This is a genomic window from Bradyrhizobium iriomotense, from assembly GCF_030160715.1.
In the GTDB taxonomy this organism is placed as follows: domain Bacteria; phylum Pseudomonadota; class Alphaproteobacteria; order Rhizobiales; family Xanthobacteraceae; genus Bradyrhizobium; species Bradyrhizobium iriomotense.
Genome location: NZ_BSOW01000002.1, coordinates 327618 through 347505, shown reverse-complemented (window position 1 = coordinate 347505; position 19888 = coordinate 327618). Strand labels below are relative to the sequence as shown.

The 19888-nt window shown below is 59.6% G+C and carries 15 protein-coding genes; all 15 read right to left on the bottom strand.

Annotated features, from left to right (window positions below; all coding sequences use genetic code 11):
- Window positions 1–79 precede the first annotated feature (79 nt).
- Window positions 80–3898 carry a PAS domain-containing protein gene (locus tag QQL28_RS03870; RefSeq protein ID WP_284261279.1) on the bottom strand — a complete coding sequence of 1273 codons (3819 nt, stop codon included), beginning with the start codon at window positions 3896–3898 and terminating at the stop codon, window positions 80–82.
- A gap of 796 nt (window positions 3899–4694) precedes the next feature.
- Window positions 4695–5807, bottom strand: a complete 1113-nt coding sequence (locus QQL28_RS03865; protein ID WP_284261277.1) for a hypothetical protein — start codon at window positions 5805–5807, stop codon at window positions 4695–4697.
- Window positions 5759–6760, bottom strand: coding sequence for a TniQ family protein (locus tag QQL28_RS03860; RefSeq protein ID WP_284261275.1), 1002 nt, complete (start codon window positions 6758–6760; stop codon window positions 5759–5761). The genes QQL28_RS03865 and QQL28_RS03860 overlap by 49 nt, the downstream gene beginning before the upstream one ends.
- Before the next feature lie 258 nt (window positions 6761–7018).
- Window positions 7019–8833 carry a TniQ family protein gene (locus QQL28_RS03855; protein ID WP_284261273.1) on the bottom strand — a complete coding sequence of 605 codons (1815 nt, stop codon included), beginning with the start codon at window positions 8831–8833 and terminating at the stop codon, window positions 7019–7021.
- Window positions 8808–9917, bottom strand: coding sequence for an ATP-binding protein (locus QQL28_RS03850; protein ID WP_284261270.1), 1110 nt, complete (start codon window positions 9915–9917; stop codon window positions 8808–8810). The genes QQL28_RS03855 and QQL28_RS03850 overlap by 26 nt, the downstream gene beginning before the upstream one ends.
- A gap of 11 nt (window positions 9918–9928) precedes the next feature.
- Entirely contained in the window at window positions 9929–12352 is a 2424-nt protein-coding gene (locus QQL28_RS03845; RefSeq protein ID WP_284261268.1) for a Mu transposase C-terminal domain-containing protein, read from the bottom strand.
- A 2-nt stretch (window positions 12353–12354) separates the two neighbouring features.
- Window positions 12355–13038 (bottom strand): hypothetical protein, encoded by a 684-nt coding sequence (locus QQL28_RS03840; RefSeq protein ID WP_284261266.1) that lies wholly within the window; start codon window positions 13036–13038, stop codon window positions 12355–12357.
- A 228-nt stretch (window positions 13039–13266) separates the two neighbouring features.
- On the bottom strand, window positions 13267–15006 hold the full coding sequence (locus QQL28_RS03835) for an AAA family ATPase (protein WP_284261264.1): 1740 nt from the start codon (window positions 15004–15006) through the stop codon (window positions 13267–13269).
- Between the two features lie 344 nt (window positions 15007–15350).
- Window positions 15351–16034, bottom strand: a complete 684-nt coding sequence (locus QQL28_RS03830; protein ID WP_284261262.1) for a hypothetical protein — start codon at window positions 16032–16034, stop codon at window positions 15351–15353.
- 1023 nt (window positions 16035–17057) lie between these two features.
- Window positions 17058–17279 carry a helix-turn-helix transcriptional regulator gene (locus QQL28_RS03825; protein WP_083514143.1) on the bottom strand — a complete coding sequence of 74 codons (222 nt, stop codon included), beginning with the start codon at window positions 17277–17279 and terminating at the stop codon, window positions 17058–17060.
- Window positions 17280–17474: 195 nt separating this feature from the next.
- On the bottom strand, window positions 17475–18317 hold the full coding sequence (locus QQL28_RS03820; protein WP_284261259.1) for a metallophosphoesterase: 843 nt from the start codon (window positions 18315–18317) through the stop codon (window positions 17475–17477).
- Between the two features lie 3 nt (window positions 18318–18320).
- A complete protein-coding gene (locus tag QQL28_RS03815; protein ID WP_284261257.1) occupies window positions 18321–18524 on the bottom strand; it encodes a hypothetical protein in 204 nt (67 codons plus the stop codon).
- A gap of 2 nt (window positions 18525–18526) precedes the next feature.
- The gene (locus tag QQL28_RS03810) at window positions 18527–19036 is read right to left on the bottom strand and encodes a hypothetical protein (protein WP_284261255.1); all 510 of its coding nucleotides are present in this window, start codon (window positions 19034–19036) and stop codon (window positions 18527–18529) included.
- 81 nt (window positions 19037–19117) lie between these two features.
- Window positions 19118–19315 (bottom strand): hypothetical protein, encoded by a 198-nt coding sequence (locus tag QQL28_RS03805; protein ID WP_284261253.1) that lies wholly within the window; start codon window positions 19313–19315, stop codon window positions 19118–19120.
- 2 nt (window positions 19316–19317) lie between these two features.
- The gene (locus QQL28_RS03800; RefSeq protein WP_284261251.1) at window positions 19318–19887 is read right to left on the bottom strand and encodes a hypothetical protein; all 570 of its coding nucleotides are present in this window, start codon (window positions 19885–19887) and stop codon (window positions 19318–19320) included.
- Between the last annotated feature and the right edge of the window lies 1 nt (window position 19888).

The window sequence follows — 19888 nt, the reverse complement described above, 5'->3', positions numbered from 1 at the left end:
TCAGAGGCGAGGACAGGTCCATGAACGAGTCGATCCAGCGCGATCCTTTGCAAGCTCTGCATGTTGCACACAGTGCGCACTAGCGACTCTCCGGTCGCCGAGCGGCGCCGGCCGACGTGGAGATGGGGCGCGTCCTCAAGACCGCATTCTCTTCAAACGGCAAACGGAAAATGAACGTCGCTCCGTTAGGCTTGTTGTTCTCGGCCCACAAACGACCGCCGTGGGACTCGACGATCGAACGGCAGATGGCCAACCCCATGCCCATCCCGTGCTCCTTTGTCGTAAAGAACGGCTCAAATATCTTGTCAGGAAAGTCGATACCCTGGCCACAATCGCTTATTTCGGTCTGTAGCACGTCAACCATGCGGCGAACGCGCATCCCAAGAATTCTATCGCCGGCAGCGGATTCCATAGCATCCATGCCATTGCGGATGAGATTGATCAGGACCTGCTGGATTTGAATCGGATCGAGCGCGATAAGCGGAAGGTCGCGTTCGATGTCAACCCTTATATGAACGCGTCGCCGCGCCGCCTCGTCGGCCACAAGCTTGCGCGCTTCGTCAATGACGGTAGAGTAAGCCGTGTAGTTCTTCGGCTGCACCGCTTGCCTGAACAGGGCTCGGACGCGGCTGACGACTTCCGCCGCTGAGTTGGCATCCAGGATGGTCCGATTCATAATGAGCCGTGCGCGCTCTAGGTTGGGTGGATTGCTCTCAAGCCAGCGTTGACAGGCGTGCGAGTTTGCAACGATCGCAGCGAGTGGTTGGTTCACTTCGTGCGCGATCGAGGCCGAAAGCTCTGCAAGGCTCGCAGCTTGCGTAGCCTTGGCGAGTTTGTCGGAAGTTTCGCGCAGCGCCTGTTCGGCCTGCCGCGCGCGCATCTCATCGTCGATGTCGATCGACACCCCGTACCATTGCGCGATCGTTCCGTTCTCGTCCCGCACCGGCTCCCCGCGGCCCTCCATCCAGCGGTACACGCCGTCCGCACGACGCGCACGATATCGTGTGGCATAGCCTTCGCCGGTGGCGAGTGAGCTGCGGATGGTTTCTTGCAGGCTCGCTGTATCATCTGGATGGATAAGGGCCTCTATGGTTCCTGCCAACCCACTCATGCCGCGCTTGCTCAATTGCGACAATTCCATGCCGGCAAAGTCTACGAGCCGCTTGTTGAAGAAAATCGCCTCGCCGTCGGGTGACAAGCGCCTGATATGGACCGGAAGCATATCCACCAGTTGTGCAAGCTCACGCTCGCGGTCGCGCAACGCGGTTTCCGCACGTTTGCGTTCGGTCAAATCGAGAATGTAGGCGACTCCTTGCCTGGACTGCCCCTCGAAGCAGGCAGCACCGATCAGTACGGGTACCCGGCTGCCATCCTTTCTGAAAAACTCTTTCTCGCGGGCTTGCATCATCCCCGTCGTCTCGAGCTCTTTGAGCTCCTCACGGGCATGCACGTCTTGCCAATCCGGAGGCGTCAAATCGAACCATCGAAGCCCGGCCTGCAAATCCTCGCGCTCATACTGGACAATGCGGAGAAACGCGTCATTGGCGTCGATAATCCGTCCGTCCAGGTCCCAGATAACGATCCCGATGATATCTGAATCAACCAAGCGGCGAATCTTGGCTTCCCGTTCCTCAAGTTCGCGATAAAGGCGCATCTGATCGTCTATGTCGAGAGCGAGGCCATACCACTGCAGAATGCACCCGTCCTCACCTCGCATTGGCTCAAACCGCGCATCCACCCAGCGATACACACCGTCAAAACGGCGCGCGCGATACCTCATGGCGAAACTCTCGCCGGCGGTGAAGCAGCGGTTGAATTCCTCCCCAAAGCTTACCTTATCGTCGGGATGGACAGCCTCATCGATCGCGACCTCCAGCTGACTCCTTCCCGGCTTGTCAAAGTCCGCTACGTCCCGGCCAAAAAAATCGAACAAGCGCCTGTTGAAGAAGGTGCAGATGCCATCGGGCATCAGCCGCCAGAGGAGGATCGGCACCATGTCGACGAGCTGCGACAGCTCCCGCTCCCGGTCGTGCAACGCCTCGCGCGCACGCACCTCATCTTCGATGTCGAGAGATACTCCGTACCATTGCACAATCGCTCCGTTCTCATCCCGCATCGGCTCGATGCGGCCCTCCACCCAACGATGCACGCCGTCCGCACGACGCAGGCGATATTTTCTATAGAAGGGCTCGCCGGTGACAAGAGAGCGGTTGAGTGTTTCCGCGAAGCCGGCAGCATCATCGGGATGCAGGGCAGTTGCTATGGCTGCCGCCAGCCGGCTCATGCCCGGCATTTCAAAATTCGTCACGTCCAGTCCGAGAAAATCGATCATGCGCTTGCTAAAGAACGTCGGATCGCCGTTGGGTGCCAGACGCGCGATGGCGACCGGGACCACGTCGACGAGTTCTCGCAGCTGCCGCTCGCTCTCCCGTAACGCCTCTTCGGCATGCATCTGATCCTCGATGTCGTGACAGAGCCCGTACCATTGAACGATGCGCCCGTCCTGATCCCGCATCGGTTCAGCGTTGCTTGACATCCAGCGATAAACGCCGTCTGCGCGGCGCAAGCGATACCGCTTGGTGAAGCTCTCGCCAGTGGCGAGGCAGCGGCGCAGTGTATCCCTGAAATCGGCTGCGTCGTCCGGATGGACCGTTTCTAACATCGCCTCAAGCCGGTTCAGGCCCGGCTTGTCCATATCCGCGATACCCAGTCCGAGGAAATCGGCCATGCGCTTGTTGAAGAAAATTGGTTCGCCATCGGGAGTGAGCCGCCAGATGTGGCTTGGAACCATGTCCACGAGCTGTGAAAGCTCCCGCTCTCGGTCGCGTAATTCCGCCTCAGCGATCCTGTGAGAGTCCAAGTCGATCGTCGAGCCATACCATCCCGTGATACGACCCTGCCTGTCGCGTGTCGGGACGAACCCGGTTCGATTCCATTCATGAATACCCGACGCGCGCCGGATGCGGCGGTCGAGAAAAAACGGATCGCCTGTCTGCAGGCTGCGACGCCATGCTGCAGAGATGCGGTCATAGTCGTCCGGATGGGTCGTGCGCTTGAAAAAAGTATGGCCTTCATCCACCGCTTCCTGGAACTCTTCCAGAGTCACGGCGACAAAAGTCTGAGCGAGTGGAGTTAGGTAGGTCGGCCTCCCGGCAGGATCAAAAGCCCACGCATTGCCAAGCAGATTTTCAACCATCTTTGCCGCCCAAACCGCACTATCGTCGCTCGACGGGTTGGATGCTATCTTCGTTGGCAGCGCCTGTGCCGGCCTTTGGTCATCAATGTCGGCGGTCACGCTGTTCCACAGTCGGGTGCCGCTGGGCTCGTGCAGCGGCTCTGAGCGGCTCTCAACCCAGCGATAGCTACCGTCGGGTTGTTGTCGCCAGTACCTCATGTGGAGCGGGACACCGCCCCAGAATGAGACGGCGACCAGCTGCGCTTCTGTGGCCTTGTCGTCCTGGGCGGAGATCCCCACGAACGGCGAGTGGCGAGGCGTGGATTTTTCATGGAGGGTAGGACCGATTACCGGATAGGGCGGTGCCTCTTTACGTGTCGTCCTCGCGATCGTCGCCAGCATGGCTTCAGCACTGGGTGATGCCGCCGCGCTGGTCGCAACGATTGCTCCGATGCAAAGCGAGACAGCAAAGAACGCCGCCCATGTCACGGCGAGGTCGTGCGCCGCTCCCCCATAAAATGGAGCGACGAATAGTGTGCCGACCAATCCGATCACCAAAGCTGCATGAATCGGCAATACGGTGCGGCCGCGTGCAAAGAGGAAGAGAGCAGCCATCGGAGCCAGCAGGCCGAACGGAGTTCCCGCCAGCCAGGACACGGCAATCCCGATCGCACACACTCCAAGCGGAATCGCGAGACGTTGTTGAGACAGTATGGCTTCCATGATCGGCAGCTCCTGCCGTGGCGCGCCCGCCGCCGCGGTCGTCGGGACTAGCCTAGCACTCCCGCCCACGCTCTGGATTTGCTAATTCATTTCGCAAACCCGTCGCCGCATCGCCCCGGCCGCCATCTTACCGGAAATCCATACGTCAGCCGCGAGCCGTCGTAGGCGCGCTGAGCCAGATCGCCACATGCTCGACGGTCGGCCCTCGACCGTTGGTGCCGCGATCTCCGGCTCCTCGTGGGGAGCAAACTAGAGTTGCGGCAGGGCGCAAACCGAAGGCCTGCGGCTAGCCGCGGGTTCCAGGTCAACAATCGATCTGCTTTTGACGAGATGCATCTGGAGAGGTCCTTACTCGCATGCGTTCGAATGCGCGCGCGTCACTCCCTGACGGGAGTGCGGATCTGGTGCCTGATCCGCAACCCGCTGAGTAGTCGTGGGCGAGATTCAAGTGTCATTTCCGACCGGATCTGTAGAACGGAGAGCGCCTAGGCGCCCTCCCGCTGCATCGGCGGCGAGGCAAGGATTCAGTTATCGTGTCCGACCTTGGATGGTCACTGAAAGCCAACTTGCGCCACGTACACGTTCGCGGTACACGTTAATCACACGGCTAACCGGAAGATGCTGTTTTTGCAGCGATATTTGGTCTTGCTCCAGGGGTGGCTCTGAGTCCCACTCTCTCCGCCAATTGATAGCGACGAGCGAAAGCCCAATCGGTTGATAAAAAGCCCCAGCTTTGACGGCACCAAACGTACGCGCGCGTGGTACGCTCTCTCCGCATTTTCCTCGAAGCTAACTATCAAGCGAGTTGACTAAGCAACTCCAGATGCTCGGGGCTGAGGGGAGCTTCCGGAAACCGCTCATCGAGCCGATTGATCGCTCGTTGAGCCCACTCAAATTTCAATCCAAATTGCTTCTCGAACGATTCTGGAGAATGCTTCGCGAGGCTATTGTGAATTAATTCACGGCAGCTTTGGACCGAAAGAAGTTCACTTCGATGCACATTTTGTCGAGTGCCGGCCCTGTCGCCATCAAGCAACGCGCGTGCGACGGCGTCGGCGCATACCTCGACCGGATCAGGCTTCTCCGAGACATCTAAGCATTTGATCACGGTCCTATCGAACTGTAGGCGGTAGTCTTCGAACTCCAGCGCGCGACGGCTTTCTTCTGCTTCTTCCACGCGGAAGACCAGCGAGCGGCGCGTTGCCTGCCGCCGTCGGCTTGCAATTGCCCCTGGAAGCCACCAATCGATGGGCTGGCTCCCCATAGGATGTAATCTGCCAACCTCCATTGATAGTATCAGCGGCGTCCCCCTGTCGTTTGAAACACCGAAGTAGGCAGGCGGTCCTCCTTGAATGTACACGGAGTCTCCACAAAATAGGACGCACGAGGCCGCGCGACGGGCTGTTCTCCATCGCTCGGTTTTTGAAGAGGAAATGAGCCTTCCTGGGATGTGATCGATAAGCTCCGTAGTGATGTGGCGAGGCGAGAACAAGGTCGCTGGCGACAAGTTCATCATATTCAACAGGCATCCAGTGGGCGCCTTGGCACTGGAAACAAAATCCCCCGAGGTCATTGGGCGGGGTCCATCGAACGCCGGCCACCACAGCTTTCCGTCAAGCCACCGAATATCATATTCAACACCTGACGAACCGGCGTGATTACGGACTCGGTACGCGACCGGCGCATCCTTCTCTGTTGCGGTGCGGATAGTAACTGGTCCTGCGCCCCAAACGATGGCGCCTTCGATTTTTCGGCGTCGGTATCGAATGAATTCGACGGTGTAGGGAACCGCGATATGGAGGATGGTGTCGTTCATTGGCTTGCTTGTAGTTGCCGGTTCGGCGAGGACGTTGCGATTGTTCAGGGCTGGAGCGTCACTAAATCGCTCGGCGTAGGTGAACCGATGCATTCGAGGAATATCCGCCGTATGGGTTCGAATGCGTCGATGTCGCGAGTCGAAACATGGAAGAGCCAAGCGTAGAGCGGCCCGTACCTTGCTCGAGGTATCCATTGGCTCTCGGCGGCACCAAGATCTGCTTTTAGTTTTAGAAACAGCCGAGCAAGCGCAGGTCGTCCTCCGCCAAGGATCGTATATCCCGCGACCAGGACGTCGCGTGACAAAAAGACGCTGCAATATTCGTCGGGATGGACTCCACCGACCGCCGCTGTGCCGATGCGATCGAGCAGCTCAACTGCTTGCCCAAGCGAAAGAGCGTCGAGCGTTTCGTGATTACTCCGCGGCATGAAGCCGAGCCGCCCCAAGAAATATTTTTCGGGCCTGATGTCCGTAAGACGTCTTCCGTCAATTGGTACCAGCGCCAAGTCGCAATTCCCGCCCCCAGCATAACGAACATCGAGGACTTCAGGATCGAGGCTGTTTCGAATATCGGCAGGAGACCGAGTGACCAAAAAGGTGCCATGGAACGGACAGGCATGGATAAAGGTCAGATTCCACCAAGATCTCTTGTGAGCCCTGTAGTCGGGATGTCCCGTCCCTTTAAGGTCCTCGCGAAGACATTCCGGGCAGACCCGCAGCGAACGGAAAGACCACTGATCTTGCTTTAGGAACTCGCCACCTAGGCGAATCTGTTGGTCTTGCTCCGCCCTGACGGTGACGCGTTCAAGGGAATCGAGATCTGCTCTGGCCAATGCAGCAATTCTGTCCGCCGCGCGACCGTTGATAAGATCGGCAGCAGATATACCCATATCTGCGCAAAACGACGCCAACGAATTAACGCCATTGCGCCGCGCGAGCCGCTGGGCAAGCCCATATGCTGGTTCGTCAGGAAAGAGAACTACGCGCGCGCTCAGAGGCGGATGATTGGGTCGGCCGGCTGCTCTTTCAGATGTCGTGGAATTCAAGCCTGGATCCTCTAGCAACTACGACGATGTCGTAGTCAGCCAGAGTTTCCGATCGCTACTGCTGGCAGCTAAAATTGATTAGAAGCAGCCAATGATGCGACTCACAGTAAACGAACTCGAAGGGTATTGTTCAAACGGACAGAGTGATCCGCACAGGTAAATCCAAGCTAGTTCTTGCGGAGTCTACGAGAGCGCAAGCAGCCGTCAGGCCGAGCATGCGACGAGCAACTCCGTTTCCCGGATGTACTGAACGAGCAGTCATCCAGCTCTATTTCGAAGGGCCGCCGAATGTACTAAGGGATGTTTCGATCGGAACTGCGATGCATTCAGGATCTCCTCGCGGCGGTAAAAAACCTGACGACAACGCGGAGGAGCTACTACCGGACATATACCAGCCTTTGACATAACCTTCATTAAGGTGCGTGGGCGCAGGCCGGCCGCCTGTGCTAGATGGGCGCCAGCCACAAAATCCGCCTGAAAGGCCTCGATTGCGGCGCGGGGGATTCCAGCGTTGCCGGCGCGAATCAGACGCAGCTGGGTGAGCTTCTTAACAGTTTCCCACTTCAGCTTCAGTGTCCGAGCAGCATCTTCTATCGTCATTGCGTCGCGGTGATCTTTGCCCAGAGCGCGCAAATCCGAGATGCGTGCGTAAATTCCTTCAAGGCCCCGTCCGGAGCGGTAGCCAGCAAGGGACGCGCGCCCTTGCAGAATAGCGGCGACGGCGGCTTCGATTGGAAGCCGCGCGCTCCGACATGCGCGCGGAAGCGGGACCCCGTCGCGCCCTATGTGCGTCGGTGCTCGGCTGGACAATTTTTGCAGAAGTCCATCGATGTCGCTGCGCCGAAGCGCCCCTCGCCTTTCGATAATTCCGGCTGCGACGAGCCGACGCGCCTGAGTGCGTCCGATTCGCAGATCTTGCGCCGCCTGTTTGATCTTAACTGTACCGAGCCTTTCTGAGATCAAGTTATCGACCGCCGTTTGTGGGATCACAACGGGTGTGCCGCGACGCGTGCGTGCTGGTACCAGGCCTCGATGGGCGAGTTCACGGCGGGCGCGGTCGAAGCCCAGGCCCAAACGACTTGCGGCGTCTTTGATCGAGCAGAGGTCCTTGGCAGTCTGGGCGACCCCGAACACGGTGCGCGAAATCGCCACTCCATTGGCGATCGCATGTCGCCTTGTTCGTTCCTTTAGTGCCGCGGCGATTGGGCCGTTCCGCAGTTCGTTGAGGCCAGTATGAAAGTGGCCGTAAGCAGCTGCGGCTCCCCATTTTCCTGGCCCGATGCCTGAGCGGGCGAGCAATCCGTCCAAAATGGAATCTAAGGCCAGAGGCCAAGCCGCGAACACACGATAGCCGGCGTCAAGCACAAGGTGCCTGTCGAGGTCGCGCGCCTCGCGCAGCGCGTGCCCCTTCAAGGAAGCCGCCCCCACTAGGTCGAGAGCTTGAATCACTTCGCCTAGGGTCCCTTTGTCGAGCACCTCGCAGGTAACTCGAGGGACGGCTCCAAGACGCCCCGACAAGTATGCATCTCCGGAACAATCGGTGATCCTGTGCGCGCAACCGCGTGCCTGGACGAGGGCATGACCGTTCGGACAGCAATCGACGGAGGTGGAAGTAAAGTCCAGGCGCTCCCCGCATCGAGGACAAGAGCCGATGAGCGGTGCCCGGTGCACTGCGCATACCGTCAACGGCTGAACGTCCCACCAGGCCCGATGCCATCGGCGCGGTAATCCTCCTTTCATTGGATCTTCGGCCAGACATTCGAAACACGCGCGGCGGCCGGCGTGCACCGACCATTGCCCGCGGAAAAGCCGCTCTCCCCGCAGCTGCACCCCGCCGTTCATCACCGTGCCCGTGTCGAACGAAAGCGCCGCAAAGTCGACGTCCGCAGCATGGGCTAGCACGTTCACCTGCTTCCCCTGGGCAAGCTTGAACCAGGGGATCCCGAACTGGAGCAGCATCTCTGGCAATTCAGGAACCCCATGAGCGTGGGCCAGCCGCATAAGATAACCGATGGCCCCTTCTCCGAAGTTGCGGCGCGGCCGGATCTCAATCTTCGGACAACTCCTCTTCACTATCCGCGGGCTCTTTCCTTCGGGTACCGCGCAAGAAGGTCTCGTCGTCATCCCGGATGTCCTCCTCTTTCTTCGGGAGCTTCAGTGTGCGCGGATTCAAGACAAGGAACGGGTTCTCATCGTCGCCGACGCCATACGGCCGGCTGTATGCTTCCGCGAGGTGTTCCTCGCGGACGATGTCGTCGTCGAGCGAGACGGCGATGGTGGCCGCCTCCTGTGCGAAGTAGGCCATGCGTCCCACAAGCCCGCGAGATGCGAACCAAAACCGGTGCGGCATGTCGTGCGTCGTGAAGCCGCATGTGCGCATGCTCAGCTTCTCCTCGAGGCCTTTCAGGAACTTGACGATCTTCTTTGAATCTTTGACGCCTTCCAACGCGACGAGTTCGACGAAATGGGTCCTGCGGTGAAGCTCGCTGTAGCCGGTGACGAATGTCTTCAGAGAATCAAGTCCGGCCAGGATCAGTTGGACCGGATTCTCCTCCGAGACCATAAGTGATTTTAGTGTCATCGCGATCTTGTGTCGCTCGACGGCATTGCGGCCAGCTAATACGTTGTGCATCTCGTCGATGACTAGGATCGCGACGCCTTGAGCCCTCATGTTCGCTTCCACCCGATCCCAGACCTCGTTTTCGCGCAATGACTTCTTGGGCCGGTAACCGAGACGGTGGAGGATCCGGAGCCCAAGCGTCTTCAGCGTACACGGCGCGGGAGCCACGATCTTCAGAAGCGGGCGGTATTTACCTTCCTCGGTTTCCTGCGGCTGCAGATCCGGGTCGGCGACAAGCCGCTTAATGATGTGCGTCTTGCCTGCGCCGGATCGACCGTGAAGGACAAGGCAGTTGCCTTCGATACCCGCGTCGACGCGGTCGCGCATCCCCTCGAAATACTGCTTCGCTGCGACAGCCTTTGCCGTCGAAACGTCGATGGCGCGGAATGCCTTCAATTTGGCTCTTCGCGCGAGACGCTGCGGGTCCGTCGTGCGTAGTCGATTGAACTTACGGTCCGGATCGATCTCGGAATAGAGCGCCTCGTCGGCGTCTCGCATGACCTCGTCGATGATTTTCTTCTGGGAGTTTTCGGTCACTAAACGTCTCCTCAATCGCCAAATAGGTCGTCGTCGTTTTCGTTTACGAGGCGCCGCCGTGGCGTGGCCTCGGAGCCTCGCGGTTCTTGTGTCCCTGTCTTGAGGCTGTTTAGGGGCTCGTCGTCAGGTGCGAGCGGGGGCGCGAGTTCCTCGGCCGGTTCCTGCGCGCGGTCGGGTGTTGCGCACACGCCTACACTCGCGCCGGCTTCGGTACTGAATTCCTCGTTCCTCCGAGCGCTCTCCTTGCGGAACGCATGTAGCTGTTCGCTCTCCTCGAGATCCGCAATGTCCTCGGCCATTTCCCGTTCGCGCGCCGTGACGGCAGCGCTGGGCAACTCGCGCTGGGCGAGCGGATGGCCCTTTGCTGAGGATGCCGGCTCGCTAAGCGATGGGTCGAGATCAGTGGATACCGGCGGTTGGGTTGACCGTCGTTTCTTACGGCGCGCAGAGGCCGCCTCCTTCGGCGTCCTCGGCTTCCCCGTTTTCTCAACGGACCCGTCCAGCTCCATTGAGATATCGAAGTCCGGATCGTCGAGCCGCTCCTGCATCCAGCGGTACTCTTTCTCGGTTATCTTGCCGCGCGGCTTGTTACCCGCCTGGCGCGCTTTTCGCATCAGGTATTCGCGAGCCTTCAGAAGAGTCGAGCGGCGCACACGCTTGCCCTGTTCGGTCTGGTCGCGGGCGGACGACACGACGTCCATCCACATTTGGAGCGTTAAGCCTTCGATCAACTCGGGATGGACGCATGGCACGGCAACCCATCGCTTCTTGCGGTCGTCCAGCACAAGCACTCGGCTGATATCCAGCGGATCGATCTTGACCATCCATTCCTGACCCAGATGCCCGCGTTTCCGGAGATCCTTTAGTGCTGGCCCGCTATACTGGAGCCCCATGAAGGTGATACCTTCGGCCACCATCGTCCGATTCACGATCAGACCGATCAGGGGCGCCAAATCGATTGCTTCTGGCGGCAGTCGGACGCCGTAACCGGACAGCGACCGCCACCTCTCGAGCGGCGTCTGTCCGAACGTTCGGCTATTGGGCCTATTGTGGTAGATGTCGACCACCCACCGCATGAACATGCGTCGCACGTCCCGGAGGGTAAAGCGGGCATAACCTTCGGAATCGTAGTCGCCTCGCTCCTGTATGTTCGCGAACTTGCGACCCGGCGTGAGGCTAAGGAAGTCGCGCGCTACTTCGCCAAAGAAGCGCTCCACCTTCCCTTTCAACTGCGGCTTGCCGACAGGCACCAGGCGGAGTTCGAACTGAAGCTGACCCGCTGCGGCGACCATAGATTGCGAACGGTACGCTGGGCCATTGTCCACCTTGATCATCTCCGGAAGACCGTACACTGGGTAGGGCGATTCCGCTCCGCACTCGTCCAGCTCCTTCTTGTCTTTCTTGAGCACGGCCATACGCAGCGACTGCATCACGGTCGACCAGCTCGGGGCCTCTGTCCCGATATACCAACCTGTGATCATGCCGGTCGCAAGGCAGATTCCTGCAGTTAGATAGGCCCTCCCTCTTGGTTTGCCGTTATCGTCCACTATGACGATATCGAGAGGCGTATCATCGAATTCCACGATCTGCAGAGGTCGAGTCGCCACAGGTGCCCGCTTCGTCAAACGAGCCTCGTGATCGGCTTGCTTACGTCCACGTCGGTAGAACGTGATCTCATAACGATCGAGATTTTTCTCAATCCAGCGCCGCACCGCCATCTCACTCGGTTCGACCAAGGATCCGCTGTTGCGCTCCGAGTTTACCAGTTCGATTTGGCGGCAAATCATCTGGTGGACGACCGTTAGCGGTGGCCTTTCCAATGTCAGCCATTTCTCGCGAACGTATTGTCCAATGATCACCTCGACGGCGGGGTCTAATTGGGAAGTTCGGTTCCCCTTCAGATGAGTAAGTGGTGCCAGAGCCCCGAGCATCCGGCCCGATCTAATCCACCTGCCGTACCAATCGCGCAGTGTCGATCCACTGACCTTTTCAAGGCGCAGGCTGTGTGGATGGCAAGCTTCGGCTTTGGCCCAAACCAGCCGGCGATAGCGAGCGACCATCCGCGCGATCTTCGCGTATCCTCCGTCGGGCCGTTTGCTGTAGCGGCGGCTAGGGAAGAAGCGGTCGCACGCCTTGACGTAGTCGAGACGCTTAAGCATCTCGGTCTGCTGATCCGGGGTGAAGCTTTCGAACGGCCGAGACACGGTCTCAGCAAGCTCATCCTCGAGCGCGGCCGACGATGCCCGCACGATCTTCATCCTGCCGGCGGGATCGAAATAAAGATCCGCCAGTTCCTCGGCCGTGAACGTGCGGGCGACTTCACCGCCGATGGGAGCGAGGGTCAGTGAGCCCGTCGTGCGCAGCTTCTCTTCGTACCAGACGCCATCGATGACGACAGCATCTCCCTTGTTCAGCCGAATCAGAGGAGCGTTCATGTCTAGCCTCCCGCAAACCTAAGTATTGCGCGGTCATCCAGCGGCACGGTCGCATCCACCGGGATCAACTGTCCGCGCGCGATCATCCGAATGATCTGCCAATAGGCAGCCTGGCCGAGGTTCGAAGCGACACGCAGCTCGCGGATGCTTGCACGATCGAAATGGCGTCGCATCGAACTCACGGCCGTCAGCAACGCAAGCTCGAAGGCCCGTTCGCTGAACGCGGTCTCGCCGGACACAATCAATTCGGCGTTGCCGAGCCGCGGCATCGCCCGGATCTCGCGCTCCGTCCAGAGCTCGAGATCAACGTATCCACGCGCGATCGCGGCGGCACGGGCGTAGCCATAGAGTTCGTCCAACCTATGCTCGATCACCTTCGCGAGCGGCTTGACCTCGACGAGGTATCTCGTCTTGTTCCGTCTGGTGACCACGAAATCGAATGTCGTTTTGTAGCTTCGCTCTCCATCCGACCATCGGAGTGCATTGGGCTGCTCAGAATACTTGAGTACGCCCTGGTCGGACTCGAGTAGCTGGATGTAGTCGCGCTCTAGAATGCTTTCGTACTGGACCATGTCCCCGTTCTTGCGCGACGGCACAAAGCCGGTGAAATGGCCGCTGCGGTAGGTCACGACCTTCCGCGTCGCGTCGGACCGGCCCATGTGCTTGGCGCGGGCTTGTACGCTCATTCCGTATGGCTTCCGTTAGAAGGTGGCAGCGGACGGGTCCGTGCCGAAGGGCGGGAAACAACCGCCACGCTACACAAACGCAGGTTGCGAAAAGGTTTTCCTCTCGTCCCCGATGATGACGTGATGAATCCTTGGTGAACAGATGCCAACTGCAAAGGCGGAAAGTGCGAAGGATTCGATCTTGCGATCTTGTCACTTTCTTCACCGGCAATGAGCCCTCTCCTATGATCAATTATGGCTGCTTGTAGAGTATTCGTGCGAGAGTTCGCGTTTCAACAGCTGCCGGATCTCCTCACCTGAAAGCTGGCGGCGGGTACGAAGGCGGGCGACGACTGCCAAGATCTCCTCGCGGTGCTGTCGAACGAGATTTTCGGCGCGGGTTTGCAATACCCGGAGGTGCTGTTCGACTCTTGATCGCAATTCGGCGTCAGTACGCACGGCGGTGAGCGCATCTCGCAGCGACACCATGTACGTCAGTGTGTCACCTAGACCCGCGGAGGCGTGCAGTGCCGCGACGAGCTGGGTAGCCTGAGCCAAGTCGGAATCATCGTAACCTCCTGCCCCCACACTGGCGTCCCCGATAAGAATGCGTTCCGCGGTACGTCCGGCGAATAACACGACGACTCGTCGTTCCACCGTGTCGCGGGTCATCAGGTCTCCGTTCATCTCGTTCGCGATCAGCGTCCTGCCAGCTGACTCCGTGAGAGTACGCCCTATGATGCAGCGCTTGAGATCTCCGGAAGAGACGACGACCGATGCCACCGCATGCCCGGCCTCGTGCGTGCAAATTCGATTGAGCGCAGCGGGCGCGATCTCCTCGTCCGGCGTGATAGCCCGAACGAGATCATCAAGCTCAAGGTTGCGTTTTGCGTGGCGGGCGATCCTACGCGCCCCGCGCACCGCCATCATGATCTCGGCACCGGTGCAGCCGTCCAGGAGATGACCGACGTCGGTTAGGTCCGCGTTCGCCAGGTCGCCGTTCAGGTGATAACGAATAATGTTGACAGCGCCTGCATGGTTTGGGCGTGTGATTTCTATCGCCCGCTCGAGCCTGCCGGGTCGAAGCAAAGCCGCATCGACACCGTTTATGTTGTTCGTCGCGGCGCATACCACAATGCCAGCGCGCGTCCCGGCGACTGCATTGTCCAGGCTGAGCAGAAAGTCTGTCACCACTGGTGTCCACCAGTCCGCGCCGCGTGGTGACATCGTGGCTCGATTTGGTAGCGCATCGATCTCGTCAAGAAAAAGGATGCACGGAGCGACGGCTGAGGCCCGTTGGAACATTGCACGAGAGGCTTTGATCACAGAATCCAGGTATCCAGGAGAGCTCGCGAATAAGTCGGCGACGGAAAAAGCGACCAGAGGCACTCCGCAAGCTTTAGCCAGAATCCGCGCAAACAATGACTTTCCGAGGCCAGGCTCTGAATGCAATACTGCGCCGCGATCAATATCTTGCCATTCGATGCGCCCCTCCCGGTAATCGGCGAAATCCCGCGCTAGCGCCAAACCCCATGTCCGAGCGGCGCCGTATTCGATCGCGTCCTCAAGCCTCGGCAGCCGTTCTGTCGAAGGCGATCCACTCACGGCCGCGCACGCTTTGCGAATGCGAACGATGATCTCAGCGGGTGACGAGTCGGTTCGGAAGGCTGCGACAAGATCGTCGAACTCGAGCCCAACTGCGATATTCTCGTCGATGCTGGCAGGCGCCCAGCATCCAGTAAACATCCGGATCGCTCGCCGAATGGTAGCTCCTCTTGGCGGGTGGACGCGTATCGTCAGGTCGGCGGCGACCGTTAGCGAAGATGGGAGCCCGTCGCGTTCCACGGCGAAGCCGACCACCGGTTGTCCATGGGTGAGATTGGAGGCAACCTCTCTGTTCTGGTCGGACTTCTGTTGTAGCGTCTTGATCGAGTCCGCCGTTATCGTCTGCCATTGCGCGCCGAAACGTTCGAGGAAGAGGTCCCGCACGGGCCGAATCCAGCTCGGCCCTGGCACCAGCACGATTACTGCGAGCCCGGATCTACCTTTGAGCTGCCGCCGAACGGCTCCGTTCATAGCCTCGCCAAACGCGGCCGCCACAATCGCTCGTCGCGCCGAAGGAAATTCGCCCTTTGCCGAAAGCGTACATGAAGGGGGAATGGTACTGCCATCCAGGTCATCAATGACATGATTCGGAAAGCAGGACCGAAATGCATCGGCAATTACACTTTCGGGGACGCCCAGCGCCCGCGAAAACGCAAAATTCCTAACCGGCGCGCTAGCCGCTCTTGCCCCTCTGCGATGCCCTTGCACTTTTCCGACCGTCCTTCTGGTCATGAGCGGCTCCTAACCATGGTGCATGGTCCCAACGGGTGAGACACTAGATCGAGGATGATGAGATCGACGCAGGCAAGCGCCATCACCGCAGGAGCCGGATCGCGGTCGCTGCGGATCGACTTCAGAAGTTCGCCAAGCGGCATGGGCCCTTCGTCCAGCAGGATCTGCAGGATGCTGAGGCGCAACCCGATCGGGACATGAGCGCCGCGGTAAGACCAGACGAGCCTTGCGTTCGTAAAGCGCGGCTCGAGCCGGATTTCTTCGGCCGTCAGTGTAAGCGGCGCGAGCCCCAGCCTAGATAGTGCAATGAGCGCGAGCCCTTCCTGCTCGAGATCCCGGATTCTGCGCGCCGGGATGACATCGAGCAGGAAATGCCCTTCGTCGCGCTGGACGATGACGGCATCAAGCTCTACCTGCTCGGACGCAACATTCGCCGACGCAAGATAAGCGATCGAACGCACCTGCGGATTGAGGGACGCCTGAACGAGCGCATCTCGAAGTGCAGGATGTCGCGCCGGGATCGGGGTTGCCGTCTTGGCGGAAACAAATAGATTCTGGCGACCCTGGAAGGTTTGTCTCTTGAACATGATCGGGAGCCCGAAGCCGAAATGACAGCGTGTCGCGCATTCTTCTGCTTCGAGCCGATATGGACGTCGATCATGACTGTCTCCCTTCAACATTTGAAAGCGAAGTCGAGCGGGACGGCTACTAGAGCGGAAGCCGAGGTTCTTCTCGCGGGCGACAGCATCCCCGGACTGAGATCACCCAGCTAGGATGCAGATTTGCGGGCCGCTTGACTGGCCTGACGGTTAATGTGAGTTCGGATCGGAGACCACGTTCATTGTGCCCCTACCATTGGTTACTTTGCGGCGACCATGGTGAGTGGTCCCAATGGGGAATCTTGGATATTCAGCGTCAATAGGTTCTGGCACGCCAACGCACACGCTGCCGCAAGAACGTTTCCCTCAGGTCGCGAACGGGCTTCCAAGTCTCGAATTGACTGCGGGCCGTATTCTGCGAGGGCTACCGATATTCTAAGTCTGTCCAGCAGCGAGACATCATACCGCTCATGCTCCCAGACTTGCCGGGCGTTTGAGAAAAGCGGATCGGTCCTAATCTCCCGAGCATCGCGCTCTAAAAGCCTGAGACCATTGCATCGCAGTGCAAATTCAAGCCGTGCCTGCTCACGTTCGGATCGCTTTGGTTTGATGTTGTGCACCTTCAGCAGGAAGAGGCCATCCATTCGATCCAGTACGACGCCTGCGAGCGAAAGTCGCGGGCAATCGAGCTGCGGGCCCACTTGGTGCCTGATTGACCGAACTGCGTAATCCAGACTGGCCTGCTGTAGCGCGTACTTGAGAAGCGGGTCTCGAGCTGGAACTGCAGCCCTGCACTTGGGGCTATCAAAGAAGACCGAGCCGGTCGCTCGGTAGATGAACTGTGTCGTACGCATAACTGGATATCCTGTTGCCGTTGCACATAGCGATGGCATTCGGACAATAGTCATTGTCGATGGACATCCCGCACTCCTATTCGACGAGATCAGAAAGCGCACTTTGCAACGCCGAACGGAAAAATTAAGAGCTCAAGTCTGCGTTCGACCGAAGTTCAGTACGGAATAACGTACAGAATAATTTTGGCGAGAGTATGAAGCGTACTACAACCTTACCTATTCTGATGATGCGAGCGCCCAGCTACTGTTGTCAATCGAAGAGTTCAGAGAGATCGATGCGCAGAGCGGCCGCAAGCCTAATGACAGACTCAAGAGTTGGATTGGCTTCGCCTCGCTCGATCTCGCTAATTAGCGCACGACGAATATCTGCCTCACTGGCGAGGTCTTCCTGAGACATGTTGAGCGAAAGTCGCCGGTCTCTGACTCTCTGACCTAAACTCCTCTTGATGTCAGCTCTTGCGCTTCTCGCCATTCAAGGACTCGATTGCCAGCGTTAAGTGCGTGGTCCGGGCGGCGTATACCGGAAATTCCGAAGAGGAAGATTGGCACTTTTTGGGACTGAGCGCTAGCAAGAAAAGGGGAAGCCGATCACCGTCACAAGGATTCGAGTGGCGCTCCACGGCAATAGCTTCCACTAGGTCTGAATATGCGTGCTGTTCAGCGGAGGTCAGATTTCGATCGTGAAATTTGGATCGAACCGCGGGTTGTCCCAGGCACGCTGCTGCGGCGGCCAAGGCCCATAGCCCTTGGCGTTCGACACCACGCGCGTTGCGCCGATCACGGTGTCCTCGGACTCGTGGGTATGCCCGTAGATCCATAGGTCCGCAGGCCGCAGTTCAGGCCTGCCGTTTGCGACCGGCTCCGGCCACATCAGCGAGCCCAGGGCGCTGCGATATGCTGCGGTCAGGACCTCTTCGTCGGACAGCCGCGCACCGGGATCGTATGGGCCTAGGCGGCGCGCTCGGCTCGGGATTGGCGCATGATGCGTGACGACTACCGGGGGCCCGCTGCGCGGCTTGCGCATTTCGGCTTCGAGGAAGGCGCGGGCTTGGAGGTGCCGAGCCAGGGCGTGTCCCGGCAGGAAGCGATGAAGATAGCGGTTGATCCTGATCTTGCGGAAGTCGTTCATCCGTTCGCTGGCGACCACCATTGCGCGACGCTGGTCACCGAAGAGATCGAAGTCCGTCCATAGTGTCGCACCGGCGAAGGCGACGTCACCGATTCGGATGGAGTTGTGCTGCAGCACGTGGATGTTCGTGCCGACTGCTGCTGCCTTGGCCTTCTCGACCGTGCGGTCGATGTCGCAGCCATAAGCCTCATGGTTGCCGACGACGTAGATGACAGGTCGATCCGGCACGCGTTCGCGCAGCCACTTCACCCCGCGCTCCGCACGCGGAATGAGATCACCGGCGACGACCAGGACGTCGAATTGCGGACGCGCGGTGCCGGACGGTAGGTCCCAGCCGCGGGTCAGCTCGACATGCAGATCTGACAGGACCCACAACAACACAGTTTAGTCCTCGTCGGTTGGATGGTCGTCCAGCGGCTCGGCCTGGCTCAGCGCCTGCACGATCCGGTCGATGAGTTCTTCGGGCATCTCGTCGATGCCGAGCGCGAACTGCACGTTGGGGGAGCCGCAGCGCGGGCATTCGTGCCGCGTCGGATCGTAGGTGAACTCGCCTTCCCGGCCGCATACGCGGCAGCGAAATCTGGCCATCTCTATTCCTCCGCTGGCGTCCACCAGAAGCCGTCCTCGCAGACCGCCCACTCGCGTGCGGCATCGATCCAGAGGATCTCTCCGGTGACGCATACCGTTCCGTGGCTCTTCCCGACCAGGCTCGTCGATGGTCCCGTGCCCGTCTCGATGCCCATCAAGATCGTGGCCGGGCTGTAGAACTCTTCGTCATCCGGATAGCGGATCAGATCGATGCCGAACCGCGCGCGCCGCAGCGTCCGTTGGGGGATATCCCGGTCGATCTCGTCCGGATATCCCGGGCGCCAGCCGGTGCGGCACCGATCAGCGAGGGCTTCGATCTTGAGACTGGCGGTCTCAGCATGAACGATGGCCGGCACCACCCGTTCAAGGATCTGCCACGTCGTCTCGGCGCCCGCGACGTCGGTCCGGAATCGGAATTTGCGATCCCGGTCGAACACCGTCACGTCGCCGTCGGCGCGCACGTAGACAGACCGCGCGCGCTCGCCGTCCTCCACGATGGTTATGACCTTCATATTCACAGCCTCCATGACGCTTCGCGTCATAAGCGAACGTTCCTTAGTTACCGCGGGTGCGGCGGTGAAACCGGGCCACCGCTACTCCTCCGCTTCCTTCGATGGCGTTGAGTTCTCGTTGTCCTTCGTCGCGTTGAGCAATGGATCGCCCTCAGGCACTTCATCCCGCGAAATAATGAACTGCACGTCGATGGAATCGCAAAGTGGACACGTGAAGCGCTCCGGGTCGTAGACCCAGGTGCCCTCCTTCCCGCAAGTGCGGCAGCGAAACACGGCCATGGCTACTCCTTATCTGTCTTGGTGCTTCCGCGCGGCAGTGTGGCATCGACATCCTCTGGCGGACCAACGAAACTGTCGGTCTCGCGGTCGTAGCGGCGCACCGTGCAGACGGGCGGCTCCGTCGGAGCCACCACACGCACGAGGTGGAGGCGCTCATTGGCGCGCGTCGCCAAGATCGGCCGGCCCTCGGCGTGCCTCTCGCAGCGGACCATCACGTTCTCGGAAGCGTGATACTTATCGCCTTCCGCGCCGCAGAGCTCGCACGTGCAGCTGCTGCGTGCCTCGGCGAGCGCGAGGGCCTCTTCGATGCTGGCCCTGGTCTCCTCCGAGACCTCGCCTTCCCAGCCAATACGCAAGATCCCGAACTTCTGCTTGATGCGGACAAACTCGAAGGTCTCGTTTTCCAGCAGCGCCTTTTCGATGCGGCCGCACAGCCGCCCCAGCACGTCCTGCCAGCCCTCCTGGTACAGCGGATAGCCGAACGTGTCCTTCGGCTCGTCCTGCATGAAGTCGAACAGCCGCGGGTGCGCCTGCATGAATTCGATCTGCCAATTGCTGAGAGTGGGCGCCATC